The following is a 15288-nucleotide window of genomic DNA, read 5'->3' on the forward strand; positions in this document are numbered from 1 at the left end:
GGATCAGCATGGCGGCAGTCACACTCAAAAACGTTATCAAGCGCTTCGGCGTCTTCGAGATCGTCCACGGCGCCAACATCCACATCGATGACGGCGAATTCGTCGTCTTCGTCGGCCCTTCCGGCTGCGGCAAGTCCACGCTGCTCCGGATGATCGCCGGGCTCGAGGACATCAGCGACGGTGAGATCGCCATTGGCGGCAAGGTGGTGAACGACGTCGAGGCGGCCGATCGCGGCATCGCCATGGTGTTCCAGTCCTACGCGCTCTATCCGCATATGACGGTCGAGCAGAATCTGAGCTTCGGCCTGAGAATGACCGGCAACCCCAAGGCAGATACCGAGCGGCGGGTGAAGCGGGCTTCCGAAATCCTGCGCATCGCCGAGCTGATGAAGCGGCGGCCGCGGCAATTGTCGGGCGGCCAGCGCCAGCGCGTCGCCATCGGCCGTGCCATCGTGCGTGAGCCGCAAGTGTTCCTGTTCGACGAACCGCTCAGCAATCTCGATGCCGAGCTCAGGGTGCAGATGCGCGTCGAGATATCGCGCCTTCATAAGGAGCTTGGCGTTACCATGGTCTATGTGACGCACGACCAGACCGAGGCGATGACGCTGGCCGACAGGATTGTCGTGCTCAACGCCGGCAATATCGAACAGATCGGCGCGCCGCTCGATCTCTACGATGACCCGGCCAACCGTTTCGTTGCCGGCTTCGTCGGCTCGCCGAAGATGAATTTTCTGGTGGCGAAAATGGTCGGGACCGACAACGGCGCTGCGATCGTCGAACTGGTCAACCATCGCGGCGCGCGACTGCGCAAGCCGCTTTCGGATGCCTTGCCTGCGATAGGCGGCGATGTCGTGCTTGGCGTGCGGCCGGAGCATTTCTTCGACGCTGGCCAGGGCGATTGCGACCTTACCCTCAAGGCCGACGTCGCCGAGCACTTGGGATCGGTGAGCTATGTCTACGCCAATTCCGGAACCGGGCGCGGGCGCGAGGAACTGATCATCGAGCGCGAGGCCTCGCGGCATCGAGCGAACGGCGACGACCTGGTGGTGTCGATCAGGGCCGACCGCTCGCTTCTCTTCGACGCCACCGGCGCACGCATTCGCTAACCCATCTTTCTTTTGTCCGATCGCGATTGATCGCGGCCACCCCACGGAGATTCGACATGACGTCCAAACCAGAAAAAATTCGCTGGGGCATTCTCGGGCCCGGCAACATCGCCAAGGCCTTTGCCGGCGGCGTCGCCCATTCGCGCACCGGCACATTGGTCGCCATCGGCGCGCGTAATCCCGGCAAGGCGGGGCTCACCGAGGCTTTCCCCGGCGCCCGCATCCTCGACGGCTACGAGGCATTGCTTGGCGATCCGGACGTCGATGCGATCTATATTTCGACGCCGCATCCGAGCCATGCCGAATGGGCGACCAGGGCGGCCGAGGCCGGAAAGCATGTGCTTTGCGAAAAGCCGCTTGGCCTGACCGCCTTCGAGGCCGACGCGATGATCCATGCCGCGCGCAAGGCCGGCACCTTTCTCGGCGAAGCCTTCATGTACCGGCTGCATCCGCAGACGGCCAAGCTGGTCGAGCTGATCAGGGCCGGCGCGATCGGCGAGATCAAGATGATCAAATCCAGTTTCGGCTTCGCCATGCCGGGCTTCATGCCGGAGCACCGTCTCTACGCAAAGGATCTCGCCGGCGGCGGCATTCTCGATGTCGGCGGCTATCCCGTCTCGATGGCGCGGCTGATTGCCGGCGCCGCGGCGGGAAAGCCCCTCGCCGAGCCGGACAAAGTGGTCGGCGCTGCGCATCTCGGCCAATCAGGCGTCGACGAATGGGCGTCGGCGTTGTTGCATTTTCCGGGCGGCATCGTCGCGGAAGTGTCCTGCAGCATCTCGCTCGCTCAGGACAATGTCTTGCGCATTCTCGGCAGCAAAGGCCGCATCGAGGTGGCGGATTTTTGGTATGCCGGCGGCCAGCAAGGCGGCACCGGCGAAATCCGCATCATCCGTCCGGGTGACACCGAGGTGGTCGAGGTCAAGGAGGACGGCTGGCTTTATGCATTCGAGGTCGATGCCGCCGGCGAGGCCATTCTCGGCGGGAAGCAGGAGTTCGCCTGGCCCGGCATGGGCTGGGCCGACAGTCTCGGCAATCTGCGCGTGCTCGATAAATGGCGAGCCGCAATCGGGCTCGAATATGACATCGAGAAACCGGCAAAGCGTGTCAACACGATCTCCGGACGGAAGCTGCGCTCCGGCGGGACCGCGATCCCCAAGCGCGGCATCCCGGGCCTGCCGCGGCCGGCCTCGTGCCTGGCGCTCGGCTTCGAGGATTTCCGTACCTTTTCGTCGGGCGCCATCCTGCTCGACGCCTATTTCGAGGCCGGCGGCAATCTGTTCGACACCGCCTTCGTCTACGGTTCCGGCTATACCGAGACGCTGCTCGGCCAGTGGCTGAAGAACCGCGGCGTGCGCGAGCAGTCGGTGGTCATCGGCAAGGGCGCGCACTCGCCGCTCTGCTATCCCGACATCATCGGCAAGCAGCTCACCCAGTCACTCGAGCGGCTGCAGACCGACCATATCGACGTCTATTTCATGCACCGCGACAATCCGGACGTGCCGGTCGACGAGTTCGTCGATGCGATGGACCGCGAGGTCAAGGCCGGCCGCATTCGCGGTCCGTTCGGCGGCTCGAACTGGACGATGGAACGCATGGACGAGGCGATTGCCTATGCCGAGCGCACCGGCAAGCAGAAGCCCGGCGCGCTTTCCAACAATTTCTCGTTGGCCGAGATGCTGGAGCCAATCTGGGCAGGCTGCGTCACCTCCTCCAGCGACGCGTGGAAGGCCTGGCTCACCGCCCGGCAGATGCCGAACTTCGCCTGGTCGAGTCAGGGCCGCGGCTTCTTCACCGATCGCGCCGGCCGCGACCGGCGCGACAATGAGGAGTTGGTCCGCGTCTGGTACTCGGACAAGAATTTCGGCCGGCGCGACCGCGCCATCGAGCTCGCCAAACGCCTGGGCAAGAGCCCGATCCACATCGCGCTCGCCTATGTCCTGGCGCAGCCCTTCCCGTCCGTCCCGCTGATCGGGCCGCGCTCGCTCGACGAATTGGAAGACAGCCTCCAGGCACTCGACATCTCGCTTTCGCCGGACGATCTTGCATGGCTGGATAGCGGTTCGGATCAGGCCCGGGCGCGGGCCTGACGGCAGGGAGAAGGTTGCTAGAAGATGCGCTATGCGTGACTCGTGGATTGGAAACGAGCTGATCAGAGTGCTTCTCGAGAGCGACTCAGTGGATCTGAAGTTTATTGACGTTACCGTGGAACTCTGGACTTTATTCAAGGTGGCCCACGACGGAGGTGCTGGCGTCTGGATAAACCCAGATAATCGTAATGGCGATGTAAGCACAATTTGGAGTTTGGTCGGAACGCGACTTGTAGAAGTAGCCTTGGAGGACACGGTTCGGATCAGATTTGACAACGGCTCGGAAATCATGGTCCCACCTGGCAACCGCCGAGGAGCCGTTATAACGGGAGTAGATGGCTACGATCCCTTCTGAATTTATACTGGCCCTACCGAATTTTGCGCGGATTCTGGCGCTCTTGGTCGACGAGGAAGATAGATGCTCGACATCGCACCATCGAAACAGGCTGCCACCTGGCTCGGTTCCTTTGCCCGAGCGCTCGAAGCAGGCGACGTCGAGGCCGCAACCAGCCTGTTCGTCGAGGACTGCTATTGGCGCGATCTTTTGACCTTCACCTGGAACATCAGGACGATGGAGGGGGCGGCCGCGATTCGCGACATGCTGACGGCGACGCTGGCCACGACAAAGCCCGCTCGATGGCAGCTCAGCGGCGAAGCGACTGCGGACGAAGGCACCACCGAAGCCTGGTTTTCTTTCGAGACGTCATCGGCGTGGGGGCATGGCATCATGCGCCTCATGGACGGCAAGTGCCGGACGCTGTTCACGGCGATGAGCGATCTCAAGGGGTTTGAAGAGCGCAAGGGCCCGGCGCGGCCTTTGGGCGTCCGCCACAAGGCCGATCCGGAGCGCGAAACCTGGCTGGAGGCGAGGCGCCGCGAGGCGCGTGACCTCGGCGTTAGCCGGCAGCCCTATTGCCTGGTCATCGGCGGCGGCCAGGGCGGCATCATGCTGGGGGCGCGGCTCAGGCAATTGGGCGTGCCGGCCATCGTCATCGAGAAGAACGCCCAGGCCGGCGATTCCTGGCGCAATCGCTACCGCTCGCTCGTGCTGCACGACCCGGTCTGGTACGATCACCTGCCCTACATCCCGTTTCCCGAGAACTGGCCGGTGTTCACGCCCAAGGACAAGATGGGCGACTGGCTGGAGATGTATACGCGCGTCATGGAGCTCAACTACTGGACCTCCACCACATGCGTGAGCGCGTCCTATGACGAGACCGAAAAGGTCTGGACGGTCGAGCTCGACCGCGCCGGCGAGCGCATCACGCTGAAGCCCAGGCACATCGTCTTCGCGACCGGCGCCTACGGCCCGCCGAGGCCGATCGACCTGCCGGGCGCCGATGTCTTCCAAGGCGAAATCCTGCATTCCAGCCAGTATTCCAGCGGCGAGAAATTCCGCGGCAAAAAGGTCGCAGTCATCGGCGCGGCAAGTTCCGGCCATGACGTCAGCGTCGACCTCTGGGAGAGCGGCGCCGAGGTGACCATGATCCAGCGATCGCCGACGACGGTGGTCAAGTCGGACACGCTGATGGAGATCGGTTTCGAGATATTCTCGGAAAAGGCGCTGGCCCGCGGCATCACCACCGAGAAGGCCGACATGATCGTCGCCTCGACGCCGTTCGCGCTACTGCCGCAAGGCCAGCGGGCGCTTTACGACATCATCAAGGCGCGAGACGCGGCCTTCTACGACCGCTTGCGCAGCGCCGGCTTCGCCATCGATTTCGGCGACGACGAGACCGGGCTCCTGATGAAGGCCTACCGCACCGGCTCGGGCTTCTACATCGACGTCGGCGCCTGCGATCTGATCATCGACGGCGAGATCGGCATCCGTAGCGGCGTCGGGATCAAGTCGCTGACGCCGACAGGCATCCTCTTCGACGACGGCACCGAACTGGCGGCCGACGCAATCATCGCCTGCACCGGCTATCTCTCGATGAACGAAACCGTGGCGGCGATCGTTTCGCGCGAAGTCGCCGACAAGGTCGGGCCGTGCTGGGGGATTGGCTCGGGCGTGGAAGGCGACCCGGGTCCGTGGCAAGGCGAATTGCGCAACATGTGGAAGCCGACGGCGCAGCAAGCGCTGTGGTTCCACGGCGGCAATCTGGCGCTGTCCCGCTTCTATTCGAAGTACGTGGCGCTGCAGATCAAGGCGCGCATGGAAGGCGTTGCGACGCCGGTCTATGGAGCGCCGGGGCGGTAGGCCGAGCCATCCGTCCCAGTGGAGGATGGTCGCGGTGTGGCCCAGCCGGTTGTGGGCAAGTGCGTTCGCTACTCATCGTTGGCGCTATTCTTCCTCCTCCGACAGGTCAAGCGTACGACCTGCGTAGAGAATACGCAGGATCACTACCCTGCTCCCGACGATCTCGAATGCAATTGTCGCGCGCCGTCGCCAGCCCACCGTGCGTAGTCCAGGCGCGATGTCGTCGTGGCGCGTACCGCGTTCGGGGAAGGTCTCGAAGCTGAGGCAATAATCGACGATCCGGTTGACAAACCGCAGCGCGGTGGCGGCGCCGGCCTTGGGCGCAAGTTCCGCCAGCAGCTCGGCAATGTCCCGTTCGGCTGCAGCATGAAACCTGACCTCATATTTCATGTCCCGGAGCGGGATTTGGCAGTTACGGCATCGATACGGTTGGACAGGTTCTTGCGCAACTGGTCTGCGCTCAACAGACGTTCAGGATGTGCGTGTGCATCCTCGAGGGTCGGGGTGACCTCTTCGCGCAGCCAACGCTCGATGGCCGCATCGCGGGCAGCCAAAGTCCGCAGGCCGTCTCGGATGACCTCGCTTTCGGTGGCATATTCGCCCGATGAGACTTTGTCCTTCACCATCTGCGCCATATCGAGCGGCAGGGTGATGGTCAGAGGTTGAGTTGTTCGCATGGTCGTCTCCTCGTTACCCCTTTATAACATGGGATATGACTTAATCATACACCACTCTCAATCGTGGTCATGCCCGAAATGCCGGCTCACAACATCGACATGCGTGTCGTGCGCATGCGCTTCGAAGCGCTCGGTTTCGCCGAGATCGTCCACCGCCTCGTTCGGCCACCAGCTGCCGCCGACCACGATGCCGTCCGAGACCAACCTTTGCTCGGCGACCAGCATGGCGCCGACCGAATCGACAAAGGTGAAGCGGCCCGGACGCAGCCGCAGCACCGCGATGTCCCCGACCGCACCAACGGCAAGCCTGCCGAGATCGGGCCTGGCGATTGCCTCGGCCGGCCGCTGTGTTGCGGCGCGCAGCACTTCGACCAGCGGCATGGCGAGCGCCAGCAGCTTCGACATGCAGACCAGAATGTCGAAGGCGGGACCATCGACACAATAGAGATGCACGTCACTGCTGATCACGTCCGGCGCCAATCCTTCGCTCAGCATCGCTTTGGCCACTTCGAAATCGAACGAGCCCATGCCGTGGCCGATATCGAAGATGACGCCGCGCTCGCGCGCCAGCCGCATGTCCGGCCGCACCGCCCCCGAGGCGAAGACCGGCGCGTTGGGAAACGGCCGGAAGCAGTGGGTGAGGATGTCGCCCTTGCGCAGCCGCGGCAGCACTTCCGAGCGGCCGGGCGGCGGCTCGTCTATATGCGCCATCAGCGGCAGGCCGGCTTTGTCGGCGGCCTCGAGCGCGAGATCGACCGGCGCGATGCCGCTGGTGCCACCGGCGTGGCGACCCGAGCGAACCTTGACGCCGACAACCACGTCCGCGTGCTCGCGCGCCGCCGCCACCGTTTCCCGCGGTTCGCAGAGCCGGAGGTCGCTACACTCGCCGACCGCCACGGTCTGCGAGAAGCCGAAAATGCCGGCAAAGGAAATGTTCACATAGGCCAGGATGCGGACCTTCGAGCGCTCGATGACGTGGCGGCGAAAGCCGAGGAAATTGCCGGCGCCGGCACTTCCGGCATCGATGAAGGTGGTGGTGCCGCTCTTTGCGGCGAGCCGGTCGGCATCGACGCCGAGCGAGGTGCCGCCCCAATAGACATGGCTGTGCAGGTCGATCAGGCCCGGCGCGACGATGGAGCCCGTGGCGTCGATGACGCGCGCGGCACGTTCGAAGGGGATTTCGGCGTCGATCGCGGCGATACGGCCGTCGGCAATCGCCAGATCGCGTTGCGCGTCGAGGCCGGACGCCGGATCGATGAGGCGGCCGCCTTTTATCAGCAGATCGAATTGCATCGCGCCTGTCTCCGCTTGCCCGTCAGGCCGGCCTGTAGGCAACGACCTCGACCTCGATCTTGATGTCGATCATCAGCCGCGACTCCACTGTCGTGCGCGCCGGCGGGTCTTTCGGGAAATGCCTGGCATAGACGGTGTTGAAAATGCCGAAATCGCGCGCGTCCTCCAGCCAGACCGTCGTCTTGACCACGTCGTCGAGGGTACAGCCGGCCAGCGCCAGTGCCCCCTTGACGTTCGACAGCACCTGCTCGGTCTGTTCGGCGATGCCGCCCTTGACCACCAGCCCGTCGCTGCCGACCGGTACCTGGCCTGAGACATAGACGAAATCGCCGGCCCTGACCGCCGGAGACAACGGCACATGGGATTTTCCAAAACACTGCTTGGGCAAGAAGGCCTCCTGTCTAGGTTCTTTGGATGAACGCGCGATGCTGCGAGAGATAGGGGGCGGTTGCACGCCATCGATCCACATTTTGAAAGCCTATATCGCTTTGCTGCGGTAACGCCAGAACGATCACCGCCCTTGGTGATCCTTCGCGCCCCCTCTGTCCCGCCAGCGTCTGGACCCGCGACACCAGCCGGCTCAGCGGTCGATCCGCGTCGACAGGATGATCGACGACGACGTGCGCTCGACCCCGTCCATGGCGCCGATCTGGTCGAGAAGCGTGTCGAGATCCCTGATCGACGGCGCCTCGACGATGACGATCATGTCGAAATTGCCGCTGACCGAGTGCAGCGTGCGAACCGGCGCCAGCGCCTGCAGGCTGCGCACCACCTTGTCGGCAAGCTTGGGGGTGACGGTGAGCAGGACATGCGCCCTGACCAGCCCCTGTTCGTAATCCGGCGAAAGCCTGACGCAGTAGCCGGCGATGATGCCGCGCTGTTCCAGCCGCTCGATCCGGCTTTGCACCGTCGTTCGTGAGACGCCGAGCCGCCGCGCCAGTTCGGCGGTCGAGGCGCGCGCATTGATGCGCAGCAGGGAAAGCAGCGCCTGGTCGGCATCGCTGAGCATTTCGACGAACCTTGTCGGCATATTGTGTAAAGAGAGACTGCGTTTAGTACAATCCCACGCTTCCTTTCGACAGGCAAGCTGCGATTCTAACCGTGAATTTAGCATTGGTGCGAGGGACCGGTCATGAAGGAAATCATTGTCGTCGGCGCCGGCAAGATCGGCTCGACCATTGCCGAGATGCTGGCTTCCACGGGCAACTACCATGTCACGCTCGTCGACCGCTCGGCGGCGCAGCTTGGCGCGGCCGAACTGCCTGAAACGGTCGAGACGCTGGAACTCGACATCGAGGCCGCCGGCACCCTCGAAGCGGCCTTGGCCGGCAAGTTCGCCGTGCTCAGCGCCGCGCCCTTCCATCTGACGACGCGCATCGCCGAGGCGGCGGCCAGCGCCGGGGTGCACTATCTCGATCTGACCGAGGACGTCGTCAGCACCAGGCGGGTCAAGGAGCTGGCGCGTTCCGGCAGCAGCGCCTTCATCCCGCAATGCGGGCTGGCGCCGGGCTTCATCTCGATCGTCGCCAACGATCTCGCCAGCCGCTTCGACACGCTGGAAGGCGTGCGCATGCGGGTCGGCGCTCTGCCGCAATACCCGTCGAATGCGCTGAACTACAACCTGACCTGGAGCACCGACGGCGTCATCAACGAATATTGCGAGCCTTGCGAGGCGATCGTCGAAGGCGAGCTGGTCGAAGTGCCGCCGCTCGAGGAGCGCGAGGAGTTCTCGCTCGACGGCGTCACCTACGAGGCGTTCAACACCTCGGGCGGGCTGGGCACGCTGGCCGAAACGCTGAAAGGCAAGGTGCGGACGCTGAACTACCGCACCATCCGCTATCCCGGCCATGCCGCGATCATGAAGGCGCTGCTCAACGATCTCGGCCTGCGCCACCGCCGCGACGTGCTGAAGGACATTTTCGAAAGCGCCCTGCCGGCGACGCTGCAGGACGTGGTCATCGTCTTCGTCACCGTCAGCGGCCGCAAGAACGGCCGTCTGCTGCAGGAAACCTACGCCAACAAGATCTACGCCAGGCGTGTCGGCGAAACGGTGCGCAGCGCCATCCAAATCACCACGGCGTCCGCCATCTGCGCCGTGCTCGACATGCTCGCCGACGGCACCTTGCCGGCAAAGGGCTTCATCAAGCAGGAGGACATCGCGCTCGACGCGTTTCTAGCCAACCGATTCGGCCGCGCCTATGCGCAGCACGAGATGGTTAGCCGGCTTGCGGGGTGAGCTGCGTAATCTCCCCTTGAGGGGGAGATGTCGCCGAAGGCGACAGAGGGGGTCGCCTCGCGTAAAGCGCTAACCTCCATCTATCGCAAAGGGAGGTCGCATCCAGTCGAACCGACCCCCTCTGGCCTGCCGGCCATCTCCCCCTCAAGGGGGGAGATCACCTGCCCTCAGACATGCACCGCCCGCCCCAGCGCCTTCAACGCCGCTTCCTGAAAACCCTCGCCCCGTGTCGGATGGGCATGGATGGTGCCGGCGATATCCTCCAGCGTCGCGCCCATCTCCAGCGCCAGCCCAAACGCCGTCGACAGTTCCGACACGCCCTGGCCGACGGCCTGGATGCCGAGCACCAGATGGTTGTCCGCCCGCGCTACTACCCGGACGAATCCGTCCTCGCCCAACTTCGTCATCGCCCGGCCATTGGCGGCGAAGGGAAACAGCCCGACCTTGATCTCGCCACGGGTCTTTGCCTCTTCCGGCGACAGGCCCGCGGTGACCAGCTCCGGATCAGTGAAGCAGACGGCCGGGATCGCTCGTCTGTCCCAACTGCGCTTGTGGCCGGCGACGATCTCGGCGACCATTTCGCCTTGCGCCATCGCCCGGTGCGCCAGCATCGGCTCGCCGGTGACGTCGCCAATGGCAAAGATGCCACGCATCGAGCTGCGGCACTGGTCATCGATGCGGATGAAGGGTCCGGCCATGTCGAGGTCGATCTGCTCCAACCCCCAGCCTTCGGTCACCGGCTTCCGACCGACCGTGACCAGGACCTTGTCGGCAGCAATCTTGCCGTTCTTGCCGCCATTCGTCTCGACCAGCAGCGCGTCGCGCTTAGTGGACAGCCCCTTGGCCTTGGCGTTCACGAGCACCTCGATGCCGAGTTCGGCCAGCCGCTTCACCACCGGCCGGGTCAGTTCCGCATCGTATTGCGCCAGCACGCGCGGCAACGCCTCGACCACGGTCACCTTGGCGCCCAGCTTGGCAAAGGCGATGCCGAGTTCCAGCCCGATATAGCCGCCGCCGACCACCGCCAGCCTCTCCGGAACTTCGCTCAGCGCCAGCGCCTTGGTCGACGAAATCACCGGCCCACCGAATGGCAGCGATGGCAGTTCGACCGGCGCCGAGCCGGTCGCGATCACCACCGTTTCGGCGCGGATCACCTGCATGCCGATCTCGGTCTCGACGGCAACGGTCTTGCCGTCGCGAAATGTCGTCCAGCCATGCACCGTCTTCACGCCCGCTTTCTTCAGCAGGCCGGCGACACCGTTGTTCAGCCGGCTAACGATGCCATCTTTCCAGGCAATGGTCGCGGCGAGATCAAGCGATGGTGCTGCGACCGTTATGCCGAGTGGACTTTTGCCGCCGGCCATGTGCGAGAGCTTCTCGAACTCTTCGGCCGCATGGATCAGCGCCTTGGACGGGATGCATCCGACATTGAGGCAAGTGCCGCCGGGCTTGCCGGCCTCGACAATCACCGTGTCGATGCCAAGTTGCCCGGCGCGGATGGCGCAGACATAGCCGCCGGGACCGGCGCCGATGACGAGCAGCTTGCAGGAGATTTCCTTCATCATGTCGCTCTAGCTCCTCGGCAAGCTGGAGGGACAGCACCCCCCTCTGCCCTGCCGGGCACCTCCCCCGCAAGGGGGGGAGATCAGCAGCTTCGACGCCCCGCTTACTCCTGCGACATTGGAGATTGGCGAAGGCCGGGAAGGCAGCCAATCTCCCCCCTTGCGGGGGAGATGCCCGGTAGGGCAGAGGGGGGTGGGAAGGATCGCTACTGTTCTCATTCTGCGCTGCTGCCCATTACCTCAATCCACAAAAATCAGCGCTGGCGTTTCCAGCAGCGCCTTGATCCGTTGAATGAACACCGCGGCGTCCCAGCCGTCGATGACGCGGTGGTCGAAGCTGGAGGACAGGTTCATCATTTTGCGCGGGATAAACTGGCTGCCGTCCCATACCGGCCGCACCATCATCTTGTTGACGCCGACGATCGCCACTTCCGGATGATTGATCACCGGCGTCGTCGCCACGCCGCCCATGGCGCCGAGCGAGGTGATTGTGATGGTCGATCCCGAGAGCTCGTCGCGCGTCGCCGTTCCGGACTTTGCCGCTTCGGCCAGCCTGACAACCTCGGCTGCGCAATCCCAGATGTCGCGCGCCTCGGCGTGCTTGACCACCGGCACCATCAGCCCCGAAGCCGTCTGCGCGGCGATGCCGATATGGACGCCGCCATGCTGGTGGACGATGCCGGCTTCGTCGTCGAACAGCGCGTTGACATTGGGCTGGTCGGCGATTGCCTTGACCATCGCCCGCATCAGGAACGGCAGCAGCGTCAGCTTCGGCCTGTCCGCGCCCGGCCGCTTCTCCTTGTTGAGCGCGGCGCGCAAATCCTCGAGCGCGGTGACGTCGATCTCCTCGACATAGGTGATGTGCGGGATGCGCGACTTGGCCAGCGTCATCTTCTCGGCGATCTTTCGCCTGAGCCCGACTATCTTGATGTCCTCGACCGCCTCGTTGCGGGCAAGGCCAAGGACTTTCGCGAGCTGCGGTCCGCGTGCCAGGAACGCGTCGATGTCCTCGTGCTGGATGCGGCCGGCCGGGCCGGTTCCCGGGACCTGCCGAAGGTCAATGCCGGCCTCTTTCGCCCTGAGGCGGACGGCCGGCGAGGCCAGTGGCTTTTCGCCCTCGGGGCGCGGCGCGCCGGACGTCGCAGTACCCCCACCCCTAACCCCTCCCCACAAGGGGGAGTGGGATTCTGTCCGCGCCACACCTGCGTTCCCGTTTCTTGGAGCAAGCTCAGGCGAGAGCGAGGGGGGCGGGGCATCGGCTTTGGCGGCCGTGACGCGTCCCCCTCCCCCTTGTGGGGTGGGGTCAGGGGTGGGGGCACGCTTGGCGCCCGCCTCAACGTCCCGTGGCGGCTTGACGTTACCCTCGCCCGCCACCTTCAGCCTGACAATCGGTGAGCCGATCGCCACCGTGTCGCCGATCTCGGCGCCCAACCAGACGATTTCGCCATCGACGGGCGAAGGAATTTCGACCGTCGCCTTGTCGGTCATGACAGCGGCAAGCACTGCATCCTCGCGCACGAGATCGCCGACCTTGACCTGCCATTCGACGAGCTCGGCCTCGGCGACGCCTTCGCCGACATCGGGCAGCTTGATGACATATTCGCCCATCGTCTTCCCCCTTAGGCTTCCATCGTTTCGACGAGCGCGCGGCCTAGCCGGGCCGGACCGGGAAAATAGTCCCACTCCTGCGCATGTGGATAGGGCGTGTCCCAGCCGGTGACCCGCGCCACCGGCGCTTCCAGATGGTAGAAGCAGTTCTCCTGCACCAGCGCCGAAAGTTCGGCGCCGAAGCCGGATGTTAGCGTCGCCTCATGCACGATCACACAGCGCCCGGTCTTGTTGACCGAGGCGACGATCGTCTCGAGATCCAGCGGCAGCAGCGTCCTCAGATCGATGATCTCGGCATCGATGCCGGTCTCCTCGGCGGCCGCCTGGGCGACATAGACCATCGTGCCATAGGCAAGCACGGTGACCGCAGCGCCCGGCCGCCGGATCACCGCCTTGCCGAGCGGCACGGTGTAATGGCCATCGGCGACTTCGCCGAGCTCATGTTTCGACCATGGCGTTACCGGCCGCTCGTGATGACCGTCGAAGGGGCCGTTGTAGAGCCGCTTCGGCTCCAGGAAGATCACCGGGTCGGGATCCTCGATCGCCGCGATCAGCAGGCCCTTGGCGTCATGCGGATTGGACGGAACCACGACCTTCAGGCCGGACACGTGGGTGAACAGCGCCTCCGGGCTCTGGCTGTGGGTCTGGCCGCCGAAGATACCGCCGCCGGTCGGCATTCTCACGACGATCGGGCAGGTGAAATCACCGTTCGACCGGTAGCGCAGCCGCGCCGCTTCCGAGACGATCTGGTCGTAGGCCGGATAAACGTAGTCGGCAAACTGCACCTCGACGCAAGGCTTCAGCCCATAGGCGGCCATGCCGATGGCCGCGCCGACAATGCCGGATTCGCTGATCGGCGCATCGAAGCAGCGGCTCTTGCCGTATTTCGCCTGCAGGCCCTGGGTGCAGCGGAAGACGCCGCCGAAGAAACCGACATCCTCGCCGAACACGATGACGCGTTCGTCGCGCGCCATCGACACGTCCATGGCGTCGCGGATCGCCTCGATCATGGTCCGCCGCGGCATGGTCAGACCCCTGCCTGTTGGCGCTGGCGCCGAAGATGCGGCGGCATCTCGGCATAGACGCCCTCGAACATGTCGCGCGCCGAGGGCTTGCCGCCGGCATGCAGCGTGCCGTGGCGCTCGGCCTCCCGCTGCGCCGAAATCACCGTGTCAAGGATTTCCGCTTCGGCCTGGGCGTGGCGTTCGTCCGACCAGACGCCACGCTGGATGAGATGGTTCTTCAGCCTGACGATCGGGTCGCCGAGCGGCCAGGCATCGGACTCGGCCTTCGGCCGGTAAGCGGACGGGTCGTCGGAGCTCGAATGGGCGCCGACGCGGTAGGTGACGTATTCGATCAGCGTCGGCCCGAGATTGCTGCGCGCCCGTTCCGCGGCCCATTTGGCCACCGCGTGGACGGCGAGATAGTCGTTGCCGTCGACGCGCAGCGACGGAATGCCGAAGCCGAGCCCGCGCGCGGCGAACGTGCCGGAGCCGCCGCGGGCGATGCCCTGGAACGTCGAAATCGCCCACTGGTTGTTGACGACATTGAGCACGACCGGCGCCTTGTAGGTCGAGGCGAAGACCAGCGCCGAATGGAAGTCGGACTCGGCGGTCGAGCCGTCGCCGATCCAGGCGGCGGCGATCTTTGAATCGTTGCTGATTGCCGAGGCCATCGCCCAGCCGACCGCCTGGATATACTGCGTCGCCAGATTGCCGGAGATCGAGAAGAAGCCGTGCTCCTTCGACGAATACATGATCGGCAATTGCCGCCCTTTCAGCGGATCGGCCTCGTTCGAATAGATCTGGTTCATCATCGTGACCATCGGGTAGCCGTCGGCGATGAGCAGGCCGGCCTGCCGATAGGTCGGAAAATTCATGTCGCCCCGCGACAGCGCCTTGCGGAAGGCGCAGCTCACCGCTTCTTCGCCGAGATGCTGCATGTAGAAAGAGGTCTTGCCCTGGCGCTGCGCCATCTGCATGCGCGCATCGAAGCTGCGCAGCGTCACCATATGACGTAGCCCCTCCAGCAGCTCTTCATCGGAAAGCAGGCCGGCCCATGGCCCGACGGCCTCGCCAGCGCGGTTCAGCACGCGAATGATCGAGAACGCCAGATCGCGGATGGTACGCGGATCGACGTCGATCTCGGGACGCGGCACTGAGCCGGCCTTGGGGATGGTCACGTCTGAAAAATCCGGCGTTCCGCCCGGCCGCACCTCCGGCTCCGGAACATGGAAACGCAACATTCCGGCATCGGCCATGATCTCGATCCTCCACTGTTGCCCGGCGCGATATTTGCACACCGCCAGACCAGTGCCAATTCGCCGGGCGAGGCTTCGCTGCCGCTGGCTACTGCCGGCGGCAGACAGGATGGAGATATGGCGGCGAAATTTCTTGTCGATCTTCCGCGCCGGCGCGCAATTTGGCGAATGGTCCGGGCTGATCTGGCGCACGAGGAGTGAATTTCGGTGACAAGATCGCTAGGTCAAGTTCCTTCGCCCCCCTCTGTCCTGCCGG

14 protein-coding genes are annotated in these 15288 nt (G+C 64.5%); 5 read left to right on the forward strand and 9 right to left on the reverse strand.

Annotated features, from left to right (window positions below; genetic code table 11):
• Positions 1–8 precede the first annotated feature (8 nt).
• The 4 genes from NKI95_RS22515 (at position 9) to NKI95_RS22530 (ending at position 5396) form a co-directional block, all read left to right on the forward strand.
• The gene (locus tag NKI95_RS22515; protein ID WP_352719417.1) at positions 9–1106 is read left to right on the forward strand and encodes an ABC transporter ATP-binding protein; all 1098 of its coding nucleotides are present in this window, start codon (positions 9–11) and stop codon (positions 1104–1106) included.
• A gap of 56 nt (positions 1107–1162) precedes the next feature.
• The gene (locus tag NKI95_RS22520; RefSeq protein ID WP_352719418.1) at positions 1163–3196 is read left to right on the forward strand and encodes an aldo/keto reductase; all 2034 of its coding nucleotides are present in this window, start codon (positions 1163–1165) and stop codon (positions 3194–3196) included.
• Between the two features lie 31 nt (positions 3197–3227).
• Complete coding sequence (locus NKI95_RS22525) at positions 3228–3551, forward strand: hypothetical protein (protein ID WP_352719419.1); 324 nt, start codon at positions 3228–3230, stop codon at positions 3549–3551.
• 63 nt (positions 3552–3614) lie between these two features.
• Positions 3615–5396, forward strand: coding sequence for an NAD(P)/FAD-dependent oxidoreductase (locus NKI95_RS22530; RefSeq protein ID WP_352719420.1), 1782 nt, complete (start codon positions 3615–3617; stop codon positions 5394–5396).
• A gap of 84 nt (positions 5397–5480) precedes the next feature.
• Here NKI95_RS22530 and NKI95_RS22535 read toward each other — a convergent pair whose 3' ends face one another.
• From NKI95_RS22535 to NKI95_RS22555, 5 genes are all read right to left on the reverse strand, one after another.
• Positions 5481–5786 (reverse strand): type II toxin-antitoxin system RelE/ParE family toxin, encoded by a 306-nt coding sequence (locus NKI95_RS22535; protein ID WP_352719421.1) that lies wholly within the window; start codon positions 5784–5786, stop codon positions 5481–5483.
• Positions 5783–6073 (reverse strand): ribbon-helix-helix domain-containing protein, encoded by a 291-nt coding sequence (locus tag NKI95_RS22540; protein ID WP_352719422.1) that lies wholly within the window; start codon positions 6071–6073, stop codon positions 5783–5785. Before NKI95_RS22540 ends, NKI95_RS22535 begins: the two co-directional genes overlap by 4 nt.
• 57 nt (positions 6074–6130) lie before the next feature.
• Positions 6131–7366, reverse strand: coding sequence for an amidohydrolase/deacetylase family metallohydrolase (locus NKI95_RS22545; RefSeq protein ID WP_352719423.1), 1236 nt, complete (start codon positions 7364–7366; stop codon positions 6131–6133).
• A 22-nt stretch (positions 7367–7388) separates the two neighbouring features.
• Positions 7389–7754, reverse strand: coding sequence for a RidA family protein (locus NKI95_RS22550; RefSeq protein ID WP_352719424.1), 366 nt, complete (start codon positions 7752–7754; stop codon positions 7389–7391).
• Between the two features lie 192 nt (positions 7755–7946).
• A complete protein-coding gene (locus NKI95_RS22555; protein WP_352719425.1) occupies positions 7947–8375 on the reverse strand; it encodes an Lrp/AsnC family transcriptional regulator in 429 nt (142 codons plus the stop codon).
• Positions 8376–8498: 123 nt separating this feature from the next.
• On the opposite strand from NKI95_RS22555, the gene NKI95_RS22560 reads away from it, so the two are divergent.
• Positions 8499–9602 carry a saccharopine dehydrogenase family protein gene (locus tag NKI95_RS22560; RefSeq protein WP_352719426.1) on the forward strand — a complete coding sequence of 368 codons (1104 nt, stop codon included), beginning with the start codon at positions 8499–8501 and terminating at the stop codon, positions 9600–9602.
• A gap of 167 nt (positions 9603–9769) precedes the next feature.
• Here NKI95_RS22560 and lpdA read toward each other — a convergent pair whose 3' ends face one another.
• The 4 genes from lpdA to NKI95_RS22580 form a co-directional block, all read right to left on the reverse strand.
• Positions 9770–11164 (reverse strand): dihydrolipoyl dehydrogenase, encoded by a 1395-nt coding sequence (gene lpdA / locus NKI95_RS22565; RefSeq protein ID WP_352719431.1) that lies wholly within the window; start codon positions 11162–11164, stop codon positions 9770–9772.
• Between the two features lie 240 nt (positions 11165–11404).
• Positions 11405–12772, reverse strand: coding sequence for a dihydrolipoamide acetyltransferase family protein (locus NKI95_RS22570; RefSeq protein WP_352719427.1), 1368 nt, complete (start codon positions 12770–12772; stop codon positions 11405–11407).
• Positions 12773–12783: 11 nt separating this feature from the next.
• Positions 12784–13797, reverse strand: coding sequence for an alpha-ketoacid dehydrogenase subunit beta (locus NKI95_RS22575; RefSeq protein ID WP_292665092.1), 1014 nt, complete (start codon positions 13795–13797; stop codon positions 12784–12786).
• Between the two features lie 2 nt (positions 13798–13799).
• Complete coding sequence (locus tag NKI95_RS22580) at positions 13800–15032, reverse strand: 3-methyl-2-oxobutanoate dehydrogenase (2-methylpropanoyl-transferring) subunit alpha (RefSeq protein ID WP_352466549.1); 1233 nt, start codon at positions 15030–15032, stop codon at positions 13800–13802.
• Positions 15033–15288 lie beyond the last annotated feature (256 nt).

The sequence above is a fragment of the Mesorhizobium sp. M0306 genome (assembly GCF_040321655.1).
Classification (GTDB): domain Bacteria; phylum Pseudomonadota; class Alphaproteobacteria; order Rhizobiales; family Rhizobiaceae; genus Mesorhizobium.